The sequence below is a fragment of the Streptomyces sp. NBC_00102 genome (assembly GCF_026343115.1).
GTDB lineage: Bacteria > Actinomycetota > Actinomycetes > Streptomycetales > Streptomycetaceae > Streptomyces.
In genome coordinates this window covers 1,050,254-1,068,534 of sequence record NZ_JAPEMC010000001.1, presented here as the reverse complement: position 1 = coordinate 1,068,534, position 18,281 = coordinate 1,050,254, and the positions used below count along the sequence as shown (strand labels likewise).

Below are 18,281 nucleotides of genomic sequence, written 5' to 3'. Positions count from 1 at the left end.
GGGCTGCCTGAACCGTGTACGCACCCCGTGCACCCGAGCCCGCACCGAGGAGAACCCCCGATGTCCGCAGAGCGTCCCACCCTGCCGCCGGTGCGGCTCCCCGCCGAGGCCGAACTGGCGAGGGACGCCCTGGCCGCGCCGCTGCTGGTGCGGGCCGTCCGCCTCGCCCGCTGGGCCGGGCCCGGCACCCGCGTCGGGGCCGGTGGCGAGCTGGTGGAGGCGCAGCTCCCCGCGGCCGCCGAGCATCTCGGGCTCCCGGCCGACGAGGACGGGGCCGCCCTCGCCAGCGAGGCATGGCGTCTGGCCGTGGACACCGGCCTGGTCGACGTCACCGACCCCGAAGACACCGAGGACACCTCCGGCGCGGTCGAAGACGGGGGCGCGCCTTTCGGGGACGGCGGTACGACGGAAGCCGTCGAGGGCACGGCCACCCAGGGCGTGAGCCTCGCCCTGCTGACCGGAGGTTCGCCGTCGGACGTCCTCTCGGTCTGGCTCGACGGCCTGGAGGCCGCCTTCGCCGACGCCACCGCCCCGGTCTTCGACGACTTCGCCGACCTCGTAGGGGAGGACGGCTCGGTCGACTTCGGCGCCCTGGACTGGGACCCGGAGGCCGAGGCCGAGTTCCTCGAAGGCGTGCTCGGCAACCTCTACGTGCTCACCCTCTCCGAGGGAGGCCCCGGCGACGACCCCGTACCGCTGCCCGCCCTCGCCGCTTCCATGATCGTCCCGGACGACATGGGCGAGCCCACCGACGACATCCTGGAACAGGTGTCGGAGGCGATGATGCGGCTGGACGACCAGTTCCGGGTGCTGGAACCGATCGGGATCGTGGAGTACCACCCCGTCGACGAGACCCTCCTGTTCGAGGAGGGCGAGGCGCCGGCCGCGCCCGTCGGCGACGAGGACGACGTCAGCCGGTACGGCATGGTCAGGCTCACCCCGCTGGGGCTCTACGGCATCCGGTCCCGGATGCTGGAGGCCGGCGTGGACGCGCCCGCGATCGGCGACCTCGCGGACAAGGACGCCCCCGCCCTCCTGGACGGCATCGCGTACTACCCCGAGGCGGCCGCCCAGGCGGAGATCGGGCTGTGGATCGCCGGACGCGGGGACGGCGACGCCGTCTCCACCGCCGCCGACCTGCTCGCCGCCGCCCGGGGCGACGACGAGGGTGCCCCGCTGCGCCGGCTCCACTGCCAGCAGGCGCTCGCCCTCACCGGCCCCGGGGCCGAGCCCGCCCTGCGCGCGGTGCTCGGCGATCCCGAACTGGGCGGCCTCGCCCGGGTCTGGCTCGCGGAACACGGCGCCACGGACGTCCCGGCGCCGCCGGAGTCCATGGTCTTCTGGCTGGCCGTGGACACGCTCGCCGCCCAGCTGGACGCCGACGGCGAGATGGCGGAGCTGCAGGGGCTCGTCGAGGGGCTCGTCGGCCGGGACGGCGACTTCTTCGACCAGGTCTGGCGCGTCGACCACCCGGCCACCGCCGAGGTGCTGGACGCCATGGGCCGGCTGCACGGTGACAAGAAGACGGCGAAGGAAGCGCGCAAGGCCGCCTTCAAGGCCCGCTCCCGCGTCGGTTCCTGACGTACCGTCGGCTGCCGCCCCGCCCGCCACGGGCGGGGCGGCAGCGTCATCTCCGCGTACACACCGGGCGCGTGGGACGGGATGCGGGGGACCGGTGTGCGGGGCGGTGCGTGTGCCGGTCTGCGGGGCGGGTGCGTGGCCGGATGCCACGGACGGGTGCGCACCGCGTGCCGGGCGTCCGTTGCACGGCAAGGATGTGCCTACAAGTCGCCCGCAGTTCATGTGGAGTTGGCCCTGGACCGGGACTGTGGGCGCGCCAACGTCCCGGACACCGCACAGGAGCCCGTCATGTCGTTCACGCGCAGGGAATTCACCAAGCAGTCCGCCGTCGCCGGCGCCGGTATCGCCCTCACCGGGGTGGTCGGCACCCTGGCCACCGCGCCCGGTGCCCTTGCCGCGGAGCACGACGGCCACGGGCACGATGGCCACGACGGCCGTGACAACGGGCACGACCACGACGACCACGGTCACTCCAAGGCCCCCGGCTACGGCCCGCTGATCGCCGACCCCAAGGGCATCCTGGCGCTGCCCGCCGGCTTCTCGTACCGGATCGTCACGCACAGCGGGGTCACCACACTGGAGTCGGGCGAGACCACCCCCTCCAACCACGACGGCACCGCCGCCTTCGAAGGCCCGCGCGGCGTCACCCTCCTGGTCAACAACCACGAGCTGAGCGGTGTCCGCGACGCCTGGCCGCGCCCCGTCCCGCTCGCCGAGGGCCTCGTCTACGACCCGGTCGCGGCGGGTGGCTGCACCGTCGTCGAGACCCGCGCCGGCGGCCACACCGCCGAGTGGGTCGGCATCGCCGGTACGTCCACCAACTGCGCGGGCGGCGCGACCCCGTGGGGCACCTGGCTGACCTGCGAGGAGACCGAAGACAAGGCGGGCAAGAACGGCCTCCTCAAGGACCACGGCTACGTCTTCGAGGTCGACCCCTACGACCGGCGCGCCAACCGCGACCCGCGCCCGGTCAAGGCCTTCGGCCGGTACGCCCACGAGGCCGTGGTCATCGACCCGCACCAGGGCCACGCCTACCTCACCGAGGACGCGGCCACCCCCAACGGGCTGCTCTACCGCTGGGTCCCGCCGCACGGCTTCAAGCACGGCCGCGGCAAGCTGCGCACGCTCGCCGACGACGCCGGTGTCCTCCAGGCCTTCAAGTGCTTCGACAAGAGCGGCGGGTTCGTCGACGACCTGTCCCGCGCCACCAGGATCGGCACCGTGTACGGCGTCGACTGGGTCGACGTGCCGGACCGCGACGCCAAGACGGTCTCCGTCCGCAAGCAGTTCACCGACACGGAGGTCACCCGCGCCCGCAAGCTCGAGGGCATGTGGTGGAGCGACGGCGGCGTCTACATCGTCTCCTCGTTCGCCCGCTCCGAGAGCCCCGTCCAGCACGACGGCCAGGTCTGGTTCTACGACACCAAGCGCCGCACCCTCACCCTCAAGGTGCTCCTCGGCGTCAACGCCGACCCGTCGAAGGACGGCGCGTTCGACGGCCCGGACAACATCACCGTCTCGCCCTACGGCGGCCTGGTCATCGCCGAGGACGGCGAGGGAGTCCAGCACCTCTTCGGGGCGACCGACAGCGGGGTCACGTACCCCATCGCGCGCAACGACCTGAACGAGGGCACGGCCGAGGCGCCCGTGTTCAGCGAGTTCACCGGTGTCACCTTCTCGCCCGACGGCAAGACCCTCTTCGCCAACATCCAGACCCCCGGGATCATGCTCGCCATCACGGGCCCCTGGAAGCGTCAGCCGAACAAGCGCTGAGCCACGCCGACCACCTGGGTGCTCAGCTTCGCGCCGCAGGCCGGTACGGGCCCTTCCGGAGGGTTCCGTACCGGCCTGCGGGCGTCCGGGGGCACCCCTCCCGGCCGCCGCGCCGACCGCTTCCGGTACGCCTCCCGGCCGCGGGGCTCCGCGCGGCGCCCGGTGGGGCGAACCGCCACACCTTCGGGTTTCTTTCCGGCCCGGCGTGCGGGCCCGCGGGGCGCCGAGAAGCGCGCCGTGGCGGCGACCGGCCCTGGTCGCGGGCGCATCACGAATGCGGCACTACTGGGCCGAGGGCGGGGACGGGCATGGCGCCGGGCGTCCGGGTGGCGCATACTCCAGGTAATGAAACAGTCAGCCGGATCCCGGCGCCACCTGCCTTCCAGTCCCTTCAACCGCCCGGCCCAGGCGGCCCCACCGGTCGAATGCTTCGACGTGGGCGACCGGGTGTCGCACGACCAGTTCGGCCTCGGGCGGGTTCTCGCTGTCGAGGGCGACAACGACGCAGTCCTGATCGACTTCGCCGGGCGTCAGGGGAGGATCCTCAGCCCCTACTCCAAGCTGACCAAGCTCTGAGAGCGCCGAGGACGTGTCGGACGGACATGTCCACGGGCCCGAGCGGCCGTCCGCCGGAGGACATCCGGAACCGGGGCACCTGAGACTCTCAGGTGCCCCGGAAGCCGTTGCGGGGCCGTTCCCGTCGCCCCAGGGACCCGGGCAGGCCCGGAGGGCTACAGCGCCGCGGCGGCGGGCTTCACCATGCCGCGTACGGTGCGTGACTTCACGTACTCGCCCATGGCGGTCATCTCCCACTCTCCGGTGAACTGCCGGATGAGCTTCGCCATCATCACGCCGGTCTGCGGCTCCGTGCTGCTCAGGTCGAAGCGGACCAGCTCCTCGCCGGTGGCCGCGTCGAGCAGACGGCAGTACGCCTTCGCCACCTCGGTGAACTTCTGGCCGGTGAAGGAGTTCACCGTGAAGACGAGACCGGTGGCCTCGGCGGGGATGCGGCCCAGGTCCACGACGATCACCTCGTCGTCCCCCGCGCCCTCGCCGGTGAGGTTGTCGCCGGAGTGCTTGACGGCGCCGTTGAGGATCGACAGCTTGCCGAAGTAGCAGCTGTCCAGGTGCTTGCGGTCGGGGCCGTAGGCGATCACCGAGGCGTCCAGGTCGATGTCCTTGCCCCGGAACGCGGGCTCCCAGCCGAGACCCATCTTGACCCGCGAGAGCAGCGGCCGGCCGCCCTTCACCAGGGAGACCGTCTGGTTCTTCTGGAGGCTGACCCGGCCCTTGTCGAGATTGATCTTCCCGGAGGACGCGGCGGCGGGCGCGGCGGCCGGGGGCGCGGGGGGCATGGGCGGCATAGGCGGAGCGATCCTCGGGTCCGCGGGCGCGGCCTGCGGGTACGCCTGGGCCTGCGGGTGCGCCGGAGTCTGCGGGTACGCCGGTGCGGCCGGGGGAGCGGCCTGGGCGGCGGGCGCGGGCTCCTCCTCGACGGTCACGCCGAAGTCCGTGGCGATGCCCGCCAGGCCGTTGGCGTACCCCTGGCCGACCGCGCGCGCCTTCCAGGCGCCCTGGCGGCGGTAGACCTCGATGACCACGAGCGCCGTCTCGGCGCCCAGACGCGGCGGCGTGAAGGACGCGAGCACGCTGCCGCTGTCGGCGTCGCGCACGGTGGCGGTGGGCTCGATGCCCTGGAAGGTCTGGCCCGCCGCGTCGGGGCTCGCGGTGACGACGATCTTCTCGATGCCGGGCGGCACCGCGGCGGTGTCCACCACGATCGAGTCCGGCGCCGTGCCGCCGCCGGAGCGGTAGGTCACTCCGGGGCCCGAGGGCTGGTTGTAGAAGATGAAGTCGTCGTCGGAGCGGACCTTGCCGTCGGCGGAGAGCAGCAGGCCCGAGACGTCGAGCCGCACCGGGGCGGCGACGTCCACCGCCACGCGGGCGGCGGAGAGAGGGATGTTCGAGCCGGGGGTCATTGCGGTCATGACCGGGGTAACGAACGACCCGGCTTTGCCGTTCCCTTACCTTCCGTGACGGCTCGCCCGTCCGGGGGAGCGCGCCGGACCTCGTGCGCGCCCCTCCGGTGGGGCCTTGCGGGGAAGGCCTCCGCAGGCATCCGCAGGCCGCCGTCGGCTCAGTACGGCCAGATCGGCGGGTCGGTGACGAAGGGGCCGCCGACGTGGGTCTGGGCCGGGTCGTCCGGGTCCAGCTCGCCGAATTCGGCGACCAGCTTCTCGGCGAACCGCTCCGAGTCGTCCGCCGGCTCGTAGCCGAGCGCCCGGGCGCTCGACAGGTCCCACCACAGCCGGGTGTTGGCGGAGGAGCCGTAGACCACCGTGTGGGCCACGTCCGGGGCGGTGAGCGCCGCGTGGAAGAGGCGGGCGCCGTCCTCGGGGCTCATCCAGACCGAGAGCATCCGCACCGACGTCGGTTCGCGGAAGCAGGAGCCGATGCGGACCGAGACGGTCTCGATGCCGTGCTGGTCCTGGTAGAGCTGGGCGAGGTCCTCGCCGAAGGACTTGGAGAGGCCGTAGAAGGTGTCGGGGCGCCGGGGGGTGTCGACCGGGATGAGCGGCCCTCCGGCGGCCGGGGCCGGGGTCCAGCCGATCGCGTGGTTGGAGGAGGCGAACACGATCCGGCGCACGCCCTCCTCGCGGGCCGCCTCGTAGAGGTGGTAGGTGCCCTCGATGTTGGCGCGCAGGATCTTCTCGAAGGAGGATTCCAGCGAGATGCCCGCGAGATGGATGATCGCGTCGACGCCGCGAACCGCCTCGCGCAGCGCCTCCCGGTCGGCCAGGTCGGCGGTGATCGCGTCCGGCTCCCCCTCGATCGGTACGAGGTCGAAGAGGCGCAGCTCGTAGCCGTACGCGGGGAGCAGTTCGCGCATCAGCGTGCCGAGACCGCCGGCGGCTCCGGTGAGCAGAATCGTGCGGGGAGCGGGCAAACCGGGCACTGGGCCTCCTCGGCGCGGCGGAGACCGAACCGCAACACGCCAGATCCATGGATGACATTCACATGCGTGGACAACGTAGGGACGGGCGGCGCCCTGCGTCAAGGGGTGTCCGCCGCGCCGAAGTCGGCGCACACGTCGTGGTTTCCGCCTTGACCGGCCCGTGGGTGCTGCCCTAGCGTGACGTCGTTCATGAATATGGACATCAATCATAATTGTGTACGCCCGGAACTCGCTCAGGGAGCGCCCGTGACCTCAGCCCCCCTCGCCGCCCGGCTCACCGCAGTCGCCGGGCCGCTCTTCTTCCCCGTCACCGCGTACGGACCGGACGGGGACGTGGACCTCGTCGCGTTCCGCCGCCACGTGCGGGCCGGCATCGACGCCGGTGCGGCGGCGGTCTTCGCCTGCTGCGGCACGGGTGAGTTCCACGCGCTGACGCCCGCCGAGTTCGGCCGTGTCGTCGCCGCGGCCGTCGAGGAGACCGCCGGACAGGTGCCCGTCGTCGCCGGAGCCGGATACGGCACCGCGCTGGCGGTGGAGTACGCCAAGCTCGCCGAGGCGGCCGGCGCGGACGGACTCCTCGCCATGCCCCCGTACCTCGTCGTCGCCGACCAGCCGGGACTGCTCGCGCACTACACCGCGCTCGCCGCGGCGACCCGCCTGGAGACGATCGTCTACCAGCGCGACAACGCCGTCTTCACCCCCGGGACCGTCGTCGCCCTCGCCCGCACGCCCGGCATCATCGGCCTCAAGGACGGCCTCGGCGACCTGGACCTGATGCAGCGCATCGTCAGCGCCGTACGCACCGAACTGCCCGGCGGCGACTTCCTGTACTTCAACGGGCTGCCCACCGCCGAGCTCACCGGACTCGCCTACCGCGGCATCGGCGTCACGCTCTACTCCTCCGCCGTCTTCGCCTTCGCCCCCGACATCGCGCTCGCCTTCTACCGCGCGCTCGAATCCGGCGACGACGGACTGGCCGACGCCCTGCTGGACCGCTTCTACCGGCCGCTGGTCGAACTGCGCTCCAAGGGGCGCGGCTACGCCGTCTCGCTGGTCAAGGCCGCCGTACGGCTCCAGGGGCTGGACGTGGGCGAGGTGCGCACCCCGCTCACCGAACCGCCCGCCGCGCACGTCAAGGAACTGGCGCAGATCATCGACGACGGCCGCGCCCTGCTGGCCGAGCGCGCCGTGGGGGGCGGCGCGTGAAGACCTCGGCCTTCCTCTACCCCTGGGACGTCGTCGGAGACCCGGACGCCGCCGCCCGCATCGCGGGACTCGGTGTCCAGCAGGTGACCCTCGCATCGGCGTACCACTCCACCCGGGCGCTCACCCCGCGTCACCCGGCCACCCGGATCGTCACCGCCCCGTACGCGGCGGTGCTCTACCCGCCGGACGAGAAGCGGTGGGCGGGGCGGGAGTTGGCGCCCCGCGGGCAGAACTGGACTCCGGGCGACGACCCTTGGGCGGAAGCCGCCGAGGCGCTCATGGAAGCCGGTCTCCAGGTGCACAGTTGGGTCGTCCTCGCGCACAACTCCCGCCTCGGTGAGGAGTTCCCGGCGACGTCCGTGGTCAACGCCTACGGGGACCGCTACCCGTGGGCGCCCTGCATCGCCCGGCCCGAGGTCCGCGCCCTCCTCGTGGACCTGGCCGCCGAGGCGGCCACCCGCCCCGGCGCGGTTGGCACCGAGCTGGAATCGTGCGGCTGGTACGGCTTCGCGCACCTGCACGGCCACGACAAGGTCCAGGGGGTGACCCTCGGCGAGGCGGCGCAGTACCTGATGTCGCTCTGCTTCTGCGCGGAGTGTGCGGCCGGGTACGCCCGCCACGGGCTCGATCCGGACGGACTGCGCGATGCCGTGCGCCGCGCGCTGGAGCCGGTGTGGAAGGGGGCCGAACCCGCCGCCGGCTGGGCCGGGGTGGAGCGGCTGCTCGGCGCCGGATCCGCGGCGGCCACCCTCGGATGGCGCCGCGAGGCCGCCCGCGGCCTCCAGGAGGCCGCCGTCGCCGCCGTACGGGAGGCCGCGGACGGGGCCGCGGACGGGGCCGCGGGCGGGGCCTCGGGCGGGGCCTCGGCGGGGGACCGCTTCCAGGTCCTGCTGCACGCGGACCCGGCGTTCCACCGCACCGGCGCCAACGTCGGTGTCGACCCCGGGCACATCCTCTCCGTCGCCGACGGAGTGGTGCTGCCGTGCGCCGGAGGCGACGCGGCACGCGAGGCGGTCCTCGGCCCGTTCGCGGAGCACCGGGGTGTGCTCGCCGCCAACTTCGGCGTGGTCTCCGGCATGGGCGGCAGTCCCGCCACGCTGGAGCGCGACGCCGCCCACGCCGCGTCCCTGGGCGCCACCGAACTCCGGCTCTACCACGCGGGACTGGCCTCCGACGCCGACCTCGCGGCGGTCTCCGGCGCACTGGGCCGCATCGCCGGATGAACCGCCGGGCCGCATAGCCGGGCCGCAGCGCCGGACGGTGCGCCGGGCCGCATCGCCCGGCGGGGCGAGGAGTACCTCGTCGCCCCGCGGGGCGAGGAGTACCGGTAGGCGTACCGGGGCATGAGACGGCCCGTACCGGCATCCGGTACGGGCGACACCGGCTACGGCGGCCGGAGCACGACGACCGGCGGGAGCCCTGACCTCCCGCCGGTCGTCGGCATGCCTGCCGCGCCCCATCGTGCCCGCCCCGCCCGCGCCCGCCGCGCCCCATCGCGCCCGCCACGCCCGCGCCCGCGCCGCACCCCGCTCCACCGCGCCCGCACCCCGCAACGCCCGCGCCCGTACCCGTGTCGTGCCGGCCGGCGAATCCCCCGTACTGCCGTCGCCGCGACCTGCGCCGCGACGGCGGTCGGATCACTTCGTGGCCAACGTCCCTTTCCCGCATGAGGCATGGCTCCGGAAAAGTCGGACCAACTTCTTCTGTCCGAAGCGTTGACGAAACATTCGCGCCCCCTCTAGCTTCATCGCGTCGTACTTCGTACGTCATATATGAGACGCGATACGCGAGATGCGAGAGCCCTTCATGACTTTTGCGCCCACCCCGATCCCGTCCAGGACGCAGTTCGTGCTGGAGGCGATCAAGCACGCGATCCTGACGGCCCAGTTGCAGCCGGGGCAGGCTCTCGTGGAGACCGAACTCGCCGCACGGTTCGGGGTGTCGAAGACACCGGTGCGCGAGGCGCTGAAGACCCTCGCCGGCACGGGGCTCGTGGTCATGAGCCAGTACAAGGGCGCCACCGTCCGGCTGGTGGACGCGGAGATGGCACGCGAGATCTACGACGTACGGCTGCTCCTCGAACCGGAGGCGCTGCGCCGCACGATCTCCTGCGGAGCGTCCCTGGGCGCGGCCCAAGAGGCCCTGGAACGGGCCGACTCGGCGGCCGACAAGGCCGACAGGTCGCTGGCCAACCGGGACTTCCACCGCGCCCTCTACCTGCCGTGCGGCAACCCGCTGCTGGGCCGGATGCTCGACGAGGTCCGCGACCAGGCCGCGCTCGTCTCCACCGTCGCCTGGGCTGCCGACCCGTCCTGGGAGCGCGAGGCGGCCGAGCACCGGGAGATCCTGCGGCTCGCGCTCGGCGCGGACGCGGCGGGTGCGGCGGCGGCCCTCCACGACCACATCGCGTCGTTCGTGCGCCGCGCCTTCCCCGACGGTCCCGACGGATCGGCCGGCACCGCCGACGCCACCCAGGGCGGCCAGGCGTGAACCACATCGACGAAAGGCCAGTTGGCATGGACCTCATCCCGCTCAAGGCGGCCCTCGCCGACGTCGTGGCGATCCCCGTGACCCCGTTCGCGGAAGACGGGACGATCGACAAGGACACCCACCGGGCGCTGCTGCGGCGGCTCCTCGACGGTGGCGTCCGCATCGTCACGCCCAACGGCAACACCGGGGAGTTCTACGCGCTCACCCCGAAGGAGCGGCGGGCCGTCACCGAGCTGACCATCGACGAGGTGAGAGGCCGGGCCACCGTCCTGGTGGGGGTCGGGCACGACATGCCCACCGCGGTCGCCGCCGCCGAGCACGCCCGGGACTCCGGCGCCGAACTGGTCATGGTGCACCAGCCGGTCCACCCGTACGTCTCCCAGGACGGCTGGGTCGACTACCACCGCGCGATCGCCGAGGCCGTTCCGGAGCTCGGGGTCGTCCCGTACATCCGCAACCCGCAGCTCGCCGGTGAGAAGCTCACCGAGCTCGCCGACCACTGTCCGAACGTGATCGGCGTCAAATACGCGGTCCCGGACGCCGCCCGCTTCGGCGCCTTCGCCCGGGACGCGGGCCTGGAGCGGTTCGTGTGGATCGCCGGCCTCGCCGAGCTGTACGCGCCCTCGTACTTCGCCACCGGCGCCACCGGGTTCACCTCCGGTCTCGTCAACGTCGCCCCCGCCGTCTCGCTCTCCATGCTGGAGGCGCTGCGGGCCGGCGACTACATCGCCGCGATGAAGGTCTGGGAGCGCATCCGCCGCTTCGAGGAGCTGCGCGCGGACCGGCAGTCCGCCAACAACGTCACCGTGGTCAAGGAGGCGCTCGCGGTCCTCGGCCTCTGCCGCCGCGACGTGCGAGCCCCCAGCCGGGTTCTGCCCGAGGCGCAGCGCGCCGAGGTCGCCGACGAGATCGCCGGGTGGTCGGTGTGAACGCGCGCATCACGCCCGAGGAGCTCCGCAGCCACCAGTGGTACGGCACCGACGGGCTCCGCTCGTTCAGCCACAAGGCTCGTACCCGGCAGCTCGGTTACCTCCCCGAGGAGCACCTCGGCAAGCCGGTGATCGCGATCCTCAACACCTGGTCCGACATCAACCCCTGTCACGTCCACCTCCGCGACCGGGCGCAGGCCGTCAAGCGCGGGGTGTGGCAGGCGGGCGGCTTCCCGCTCGAATTCCCCGTCTCCACGCTGTCGGAGACGTTCCAGAAGCCGACACCGATGCTCTACCGCAACATGCTCGCCATGGAGACCGAGGAGCTGCTGCGCTCCTACCCGGTCGACGGGGCCGTGCTGATGGGCGGCTGCGACAAGTCGACGCCCGCGCTGCTGATGGGTGCCGCCTCCGTCGACCTGCCGACCGTCTTCGTACCGGCCGGACCGATGCTGCCGGGCCATTGGCGCAACGAGGTCCTCGGCTCCGGCACCGACATGTGGAAGTACTGGGACGACAAGCGGGCCGGACTCATCGGCGACTGCGAGATGGCCGAACTGGAGAACGGGCTCGCCCGCTCCCCGGGCCACTGCATGACGATGGGCACCGCCTCCACCCTGACCGCCGCCGCCGAGGCCCTCGGCGTCACCGTCCCGGGCGCCTCCTCGATCCCCGCCGTCGACTCCGGCCACGACCGGATGGCCGCACAGTCCGGCCTCCGTATCGTCGAACTGGTGTGGCAGCAACGAACGTTGTCGCAGATCCTCACCCCGGAGGCGTACGAGGACGCCGTCGCCACGGTCCTCGCGCTCGGCGGCTCCACCAACGCCGTCATCCACCTCATCGCGATGGCCGGCCGCTCCGGCATCAAGCTCTCCCTCGACGACTTCGACCGGATCGCCCGCACCGTCCCGGTGCTCGCCAACCTCCGCCCCGGCGGCAGGTACCTCATGGAGGACTTCCACTTCGCGGGCGGACTCCCCGGCTTCCTCTCCCGGCTCACCGACGTCCTCCACCTGGACCGGCCCACCGTCACCCACGACACCCTGCGCGAACAGCTCGACGGGGCCCTCGTGCACAACGACGACGTCATCCGGGAGCGCGAGAAGCCGCTCGCCGACGAGGGCGGGGTCGCCGTACTGCGCGGCAACCTCTGCCCCGACGGCGCGGTCATCAAGCACATCGCGGCCGAACCGCACCTGCTGCGCCACACCGGCCCCGCGGTGGTCTTCGACGACTACCGGGAGATGCAGCGCACCATCAACGACCCGGCCCTCGCCATCACCCCGGACCATGTGCTGGTGCTCCGCAACGCCGGGCCCAAGGGCGGCCCCGGAATGCCCGAGTACGGCATGCTGCCCATCCCGGACTACCTGCTGAAGCAGGGCGTCCGCGACATGGTGCGGATCTCCGACGCCCGTATGAGCGGCACGAGTTACGGGGCATGCGTGCTGCACGTCGCGCCCGAGTCCTTCGTCGGTGGCCCGCTCGCCCTGGTCCGCACCGGCGACCCGATCACCCTCGACGTGGCGGCCCGCCGCCTCAGTCTCGACATCGACGACGAGGAACTCGAGCGCCGCAGGGCCGCCTGGACCCCGCCGCCCGCCCGGTACGGCCGCGGCTACGGCGCGCTCTACCAGGACCAGATCACCCAGGCCGACACCGGCTGCGACTTCGCCTTCCTGGCCCGCGAGGGCGACGTACCCGATCCGTACGCCGGCTGACACCGGCCGCCGCAGCATTCCGGCGCACCCACCCCCTGCGAGAACCCCTCCGGGACCTCGCACGGCAAGGGGAAAGCGCTTGCGCACCACCGCAACACGACCGGAAACACGAGAGAACGGAGAGGTGTCATGGCACAAGCCGCCGCCGTGGCCAAACCGCCCAAGGTGCCCAGGCGCCGTTCGGCGAACCCCCGCAAGCTGCCCTATCTGCTGATCGCGCCCGCCGGTCTGCTGATGGTGGGGTTCATCGCTTATCCGGTCCTCAGCGTCTTCTACTACAGCCTGCAGAACTACAACGTCACCAAGCCCTGGCGGAACGGCTTCGCCGGCATCGACAACTACACCAAGATCTTCACCGACGACGACCAGTTCTGGTCCACCCTCGGCTTCAGCGCCCAGTGGGTCGTCACCCAGGTCAGCCTCCAGCTCGTGCTGGGCCTCGCCCTGGCGCTGATCGTCAACCAGTCCTTCGTCGGCCGCGGCATCTCCCGCGCGATGGTCTTCTCGCCCTGGGCCGTCTCCGGCGTACTGACCAGCACCATCTGGATCCTGCTCTACAACTCCTCGACAGGATTCAGCCGTTACCTCGCGGACGCCGGGATCGGCGACTACGGCACCTCGGTCCTCTCCGACACCGGAACCGTCTTCTGGGCCGCCACCGTCTCCGAACTCTGGCGCGGTGTCCCCTTCTTCGCCATCCTCATCCTCGCCGACCTCCAGTCCGTCTCCAAGGAGCTGTACGAGGCGGCCTCGGTGGACGGCGCGGGACGGGTCCGGCAGTTCTTCCACATCACCCTGCCCCACCTGCGGGACGCGATCATCCTCTCCACACTGCTCCGCGCGGTCTGGGAGTTCAACAACGTGGACCTGCTGTACACCCTCACCGGCGGCGGGCCGGCGGGCGTGACCACCACACTCCCGCTCTACGTGGCCAACACCGGTATCGAAGGACACGACTTCGGCTACGCGTCCGCACTCACCACCGTCGCCTTCGTGATCCTGCTCTTCTGCTCGATCATTTATCTGCGCCTGAGCAAGTTCGGAGGCGACCACAAGTGACTGCCGCACTCGCCGAGAAGACCGGCACCCTCCCGCCCGCGGCCGCCGACGTGCCGCCCCCGGCCCGCAACCGCCGCGGTGGCCGCGAGCGTTCGTACGACGACGTACCGCGCTGGCAGATATACGTCCCCCTCGGCATCTACCTGCTCTTCACCCTCATCCCGTTCTACTGGATGTTCCTCTTCGCCGTCCGCCCGGCGGGCTCCACCTCGCTGGTGCCCTGGCCGATGACCGGTGAGCACTTCGAGAAGGTCTGGACGGAACGCAGCTTCGCCGTCTTCTTCCAGAACAGCATGATCGTGGGTGTGGCCACCCTGATCGCCACCACCCTGGTCGCGCTGGCCGGCGGATACGCCCTGGCCCGCTTCGACTTCAAGATCAAGGGCGCCTTCATGCTGGCCCTGCTCTGCTCGCAGTTCATCCCGGGCGCGCTGATGCTCGTACCGCTCTTCGAGATCTTCAAGAACCTCCAGATGATCAACTCGCTGGGCAGCGTGGTCATCGCGGAGACCGTCTTCCAGCTCCCCCTGTCGATCATCCTCATCAGCGGGTTCATCAAGAACGTGCCCGTCACGCTGGAGGAAGCCGCCTGGGTCGACGGATGTTCGCGCTTCCGCGCCTTCTGCGCCGTCGTACTCCCGCTGCTGCGGCCCGGGTTGATCGCGGTCGGCTCCTTCGCCTTCGTGCACAGCTGGAACCACTTCCTGTTCGCCCTGATGTTCCTCAGCGAACAGGACAAGCAGACGATCCCGGTCGGCCTGAACACCCTCATCGGCGCGGACAGCGTTGACCTGGGCGCGCTGGCCGCGGGCGGAGTCATCGCCGCGGTCCCCGTGGTGATCGTCTTCGCCTTCATCCAGAAGTGGCTGATCACCGGCTTCAGCGCCGGTGCGGTGAAGGGCTGACCCGCGATGACCACCCCCCTCCCGATCGTCCTGGCAGGCGCCAGGGGCCACGGCCGCTGGCACCTCGCCAACATCGAACGCCTCCAGCGCCAGGGCGTCGTCCGGCTCGCCGGAATCTGCGAGCTCAACCGCCTGACCGAGGCCGAACTCGGCGCGTTCGCCGGTCAGCACGTCCAGCAGTCCTCCGACTTCGGAGCGCTCCTCGACTCCACCGGCGCCCGCGCGGCCGTGATCTGCACCCCGATCCCGACCCACACCGACCTCGCCCTGACCGCGGCCCGGCGCGGCGTCCACCTCCTCCTGGAGAAGCCCCCGGCCGCCACCTTCGCCGACTTCACCCGGATGAGCGACGGCGTACGGGAGGCGGGCACCGCCTGCCAGATCGGCTTCCAGTCCTTCGGCTCGCACGCCGTGCCCGTCATCCGCGAACTCGTCGCCGACGGCGCCATCGGCACGCTCCGGGGAATCGGCGCGGCCGGCGCCTGGGTGCGCGAGGAGGCCTACTTCCGGCGCGCGCCCTGGGCCGGGCGCCGCCGGCTCGGCGGCACGGACGTGGTCGACGGGGTCCTCACCAACCCGCTCGCGCACGCCGTCGCCACCTCCCTCGAACTCGCGGAGAAGGGCACCGCCGCGGACGTCGCCGACATCGAGACCGAGCTCTTCCGGGCCCACGACATCGAGGCCGACGACACCAGCAGCCTCCGCGTCACCACCACCGGCGGCCTGACCGTCACGGTCTGCGTCACGCTCTGCGCCGAACGCGCCGCCGAACCGTACGTCGTCGTCCACGGCGAGCGGGGCCGGATCACCTTCTGGTACAAGCAGGACCGGGTCCTCCTCCAGCGCGCCGGACACGGCCCCGAGGAGACCGTGCACGGCCGCACCGACCTGCTGGAGAACCTCGCCGCCCACCTCGCCGACGGCACCCCCCTCCTGGTCCCCCCGCACCGCACCGGCGCCTTCATGCGGGTGGTCGAGGCGGTACGCACCGGGCCCGAGCCCACCGCACTGCCCGCCGACGCCTGGTACAGCGAACCCGCCGGCCAGGGGCCCCGGCGCGTGGTCAAGGGCATCGACGCCGTGGTCGACGCGGGCGCCGACTCCCTCGCCCTCTTCTCCGAACTCGGCGCCCCCTGGGCCCGCTCCCGGGAGGTGAGCGCCTCGTGAACACGCTGCGCCTCAGCTGCGCGGGCCGCCCCGTGGGCCGCTACAGCTACCTCCCCGACGACCACGACGGCCGCCCCCACCTGCACCCCGTCACCACCCTCGCCGGCACCCCCGTCACCGAGGAGCGCCCCGCCGACCACCGGCACCACCTCGGCGCCTCGGTCGCCGTGCCCGACGTCGCCGGGTACAACTTCTGGGGCGGGCGCACCTTCGTCCGCGACCAGGGGCCCACCGTGCTCGACAACCACGGCGCCCAGCGGCACCTCGGCTGGAAGCTCCGCGATCCCGACGGCTTCGTGGAGGAACTCGGCTGGGTGGCCGCCGGCACCGAACTGCTCCGCGAGCACCGCACGGTGGCCGTCGTCCCGCTGACCGACACCGCCTGGGCGCTGGACTTCTCCTTCTCCCTCACCAACCGGAGCCGTACCGCCCTGTCCATCGGCAGCCCCGCCACCAACGGCCGCCCCGGCGCCGGGTACGGCGGCTTCTTCTGGCGGGCGCCCAAGGAGGAGCGGGCACCCGAGGTGTTCAGCGCCACCGACGACGGCGAGGAGGCGGTGCACGGCCGCCGGGCCGACTGGCTCGCGCTGGCCGGCGACGGCTGGACCCTCGTCTTCGCCGGGGCGACCGGGGACACCCGGCGCGACCCGTGGTTCGTCCGCACCGCGGAGTACCCGGGCGTCGGCTCCTCCCTCGCCGCCGAGGAGCGGCTGCCGGTGGAGCCCGGCGGAACCGTCGTACGGCGGGTCGTCACCGTCGTCGCGGACGGGAAGCTCGCCCGCGACGAGGCGGCGGCCCTCGTCCGCAAGGTGGTGACGGCGTGAGCAGACCCTGGACCGCCGACCTCGGCGACGGCACCTACCGCAACCCGGTGCTCAACGCCGACTGGTCCGACCCGGACATCGTCCGCGTCGGCGACGACTACTACCTCACCGCGTCCAGCTTCGGCCGCGTCCCCGGACTGCCGCTGCTGCACTCCCGGGACCTGGTCAACTGGTCGCTGATCGGTCACGCCCTCGACACCCTCGTACCGGCCGCGGACTTCGCGGCTCCGCGCCACGACCGGGGCGTCTGGGCACCGTCGATCCGCCACCACGCGGGCCGGTTCTGGATCTTCTGGGGCGACCCGGACCACGGCATCCAGCAGATCAACGCCGAGGACGTGCGCGGCCCGTGGAGCGCACCGCACCTGGTGAAGGCGGGCAAGGGTCTCATCGACGCCTGCCCGCTCTGGGACGAGGAGACCGGCGAGGCCTACCTCGTGCACGCCTGGGCCAAGTCGCGCTCCGGGATCAAGAACCGGCTGACCGGACACCGGATGAGCGCCGACGGCCGCGAACTCCTCGACGAGGGAACGACGTTGGTCGACGGGGACCTGATCCCCGGCTGGTTCACCCTGGAGGGCCCCAAGCTCTACCGGCACGAGGGCGAGTTCTGGATCCTCGCCCCGGCCGGCGGGGTGACCACCGGCTGGCAGGGCGCGTTCCGGTCGAAGGACTTCTTCGGCCCGTACGAGGAGCGCGTCGTCCTGGCCCAGGGCCGTACCGGGATCAACGGCCCCCATCAGGGCGGCTGGGTCCGTACCCCGGCCGGCGAGGACTGGTTCCTGCACTTCCAGGAGCGGGGCGCGTACGGACGGGTGGTCCACCTCCAGCCGATGCGCTGGGACGACGAGGGCTGGCCGGTCCTCGGCGACGAGGGCGAACCCGTCCTCACGCACGCCAAGCCGATCGCCCCCGAACAGCCCGTGGAGGCACCGGCGTTCGCGGACGGTTTCCCGGGCGGCCGGTACGGCAGGCAGTGGCAGTGGACCGCCAACCCGCGGGCCGGCTGGACCGTCGAGCACGCCGGGGACGGACTGCGCCTCGCCTGCGTCCGCACCCCGCACGCGCACGACCTGCGGACCCTGCCGAACGTACTCGTCCAGCGGCTGCCCGCCGAGGAGTTCACCGTGGAGGTGGAGCTCGCCCTCGGCAGCGACGTCCCCGGAGCCAAGGCCGGACTCGCCGTACTCGGCGACGCGTTCAGCTGGATCGGCCTCGAACGGGGAGAGGACGGCTCGGTGTCCCTCGTCCACCGGTACGCGGAGAGCGTCGCCGAGCACGAACGGGACGCCGCACCGGCCCGGCCGGCGCCCGAGGGGCGGGCCCGGCTCCGCGTCGAGGTGAGCGCCGGAGCCCGCTGCCGCTTCCACGCCGACACCGGGGACGGCTTCCGCCCCTCGGGCCAGGTCTTCGCCGCCGAACCGTGGCGCTGGGTCGGCGCGCTGCTCGGCCTCTTCGCCACCGCCCCCGCCGGGGCGGGACCCGCGGGTACCGCCGAGTTCACCGCCTTCGGCGTCCCCGCACCCTGCTCCGCCCCGCGTTAGGCCCCGCACCCGCACCCGCACCACCGCCGAACCCGCACCACCCCGCACCGCCGTTGAACCCGCACCACCCCGCACCGCCGTTGAACCCGCACCACCCCGCACCGCCGTTGAACCCGCACCACC

At 72.5% G+C, this 18,281-nt stretch carries 15 protein-coding genes; 13 read left to right on the top strand and 2 right to left on the bottom strand.

Annotation, left to right across the window (positions count from 1 at the left end):
* The first annotated feature begins 60 nt into the window (after positions 1-60).
* From OHA55_RS04810 to OHA55_RS04800, 3 genes are all read left to right on the top strand, one after another.
* The gene (locus OHA55_RS04810; protein WP_266703099.1) at positions 61-1,581 is read left to right on the top strand and encodes a hypothetical protein; all 1,521 of its coding nucleotides are present in this window, start codon (positions 61-63) and stop codon (positions 1,579-1,581) included.
* A 288-nt stretch (positions 1,582-1,869) separates the two neighbouring features.
* Positions 1,870-3,354: an alkaline phosphatase PhoX gene (locus OHA55_RS04805; RefSeq protein WP_266703097.1), complete on the top strand. Its 1,485-nt coding sequence runs from the start codon at positions 1,870-1,872 to the stop codon at positions 3,352-3,354.
* A gap of 345 nt (positions 3,355-3,699) precedes the next feature.
* The gene (locus tag OHA55_RS04800; protein WP_266703095.1) at positions 3,700-3,930 is read left to right on the top strand and encodes a hypothetical protein; all 231 of its coding nucleotides are present in this window, start codon (positions 3,700-3,702) and stop codon (positions 3,928-3,930) included.
* Positions 3,931-4,085: 155 nt separating this feature from the next.
* On the opposite strand, the gene OHA55_RS04795 is transcribed toward OHA55_RS04800, so the two are convergent.
* A complete protein-coding gene (locus OHA55_RS04795) occupies positions 4,086-5,342 on the bottom strand; it encodes a TerD family protein (RefSeq protein ID WP_266703093.1) in 1,257 nt (418 codons plus the stop codon).
* A gap of 149 nt (positions 5,343-5,491) precedes the next feature.
* The gene (locus tag OHA55_RS04790; protein ID WP_266710420.1) at positions 5,492-6,301 is read right to left on the bottom strand and encodes an NAD(P)-dependent oxidoreductase; all 810 of its coding nucleotides are present in this window, start codon (positions 6,299-6,301) and stop codon (positions 5,492-5,494) included.
* 255 nt (positions 6,302-6,556) lie between these two features.
* On the opposite strand from OHA55_RS04790, the gene OHA55_RS04785 reads away from it, so the two are divergent.
* The 10 genes from OHA55_RS04785 (at position 6,557) to OHA55_RS04740 (ending at position 18,158) form a co-directional block, all read left to right on the top strand.
* Positions 6,557-7,516, top strand: a complete 960-nt coding sequence (locus OHA55_RS04785; protein WP_266703091.1) for a 5-dehydro-4-deoxyglucarate dehydratase — start codon at positions 6,557-6,559, stop codon at positions 7,514-7,516.
* On the top strand, positions 7,513-8,739 hold the full coding sequence (locus OHA55_RS04780; protein WP_266703089.1) for a hypothetical protein: 1,227 nt from the start codon (positions 7,513-7,515) through the stop codon (positions 8,737-8,739). Before OHA55_RS04785 ends, OHA55_RS04780 begins: the two co-directional genes overlap by 4 nt.
* Positions 8,740-9,322: 583 nt before the next feature.
* Positions 9,323-10,006 (top strand): GntR family transcriptional regulator, encoded by a 684-nt coding sequence (locus tag OHA55_RS04775; protein ID WP_266703087.1) that lies wholly within the window; start codon positions 9,323-9,325, stop codon positions 10,004-10,006.
* A 26-nt stretch (positions 10,007-10,032) separates the two neighbouring features.
* Positions 10,033-10,935, top strand: a complete 903-nt coding sequence (locus OHA55_RS04770; protein ID WP_266703085.1) for a dihydrodipicolinate synthase family protein — start codon at positions 10,033-10,035, stop codon at positions 10,933-10,935.
* Complete coding sequence (gene araD, locus OHA55_RS04765; RefSeq protein ID WP_266703083.1) at positions 10,932-12,659, top strand: L-arabinonate dehydratase; 1,728 nt, start codon at positions 10,932-10,934, stop codon at positions 12,657-12,659. Before OHA55_RS04770 ends, araD begins: the two co-directional genes overlap by 4 nt.
* Positions 12,660-12,788: 129 nt before the next feature.
* Complete coding sequence (locus OHA55_RS04760; protein WP_266703081.1) at positions 12,789-13,718, top strand: carbohydrate ABC transporter permease; 930 nt, start codon at positions 12,789-12,791, stop codon at positions 13,716-13,718.
* Entirely contained in the window at positions 13,715-14,623 is a 909-nt protein-coding gene (locus OHA55_RS04755) for a carbohydrate ABC transporter permease (protein ID WP_266703079.1), read from the top strand. The genes OHA55_RS04760 and OHA55_RS04755 overlap by 4 nt, the downstream gene beginning before the upstream one ends.
* 6 nt (positions 14,624-14,629) lie before the next feature.
* Positions 14,630-15,790 carry a Gfo/Idh/MocA family protein gene (locus OHA55_RS04750; protein WP_266703078.1) on the top strand — a complete coding sequence of 387 codons (1,161 nt, stop codon included), beginning with the start codon at positions 14,630-14,632 and terminating at the stop codon, positions 15,788-15,790.
* On the top strand, positions 15,787-16,614 hold the full coding sequence (locus OHA55_RS04745; RefSeq protein ID WP_266703077.1) for a PmoA family protein: 828 nt from the start codon (positions 15,787-15,789) through the stop codon (positions 16,612-16,614). Before OHA55_RS04750 ends, OHA55_RS04745 begins: the two co-directional genes overlap by 4 nt.
* The gene (locus OHA55_RS04740; protein WP_266703075.1) at positions 16,611-18,158 is read left to right on the top strand and encodes a glycoside hydrolase 43 family protein; all 1,548 of its coding nucleotides are present in this window, start codon (positions 16,611-16,613) and stop codon (positions 18,156-18,158) included. The genes OHA55_RS04745 and OHA55_RS04740 overlap by 4 nt, the downstream gene beginning before the upstream one ends.
* Positions 18,159-18,281 lie beyond the last annotated feature (123 nt).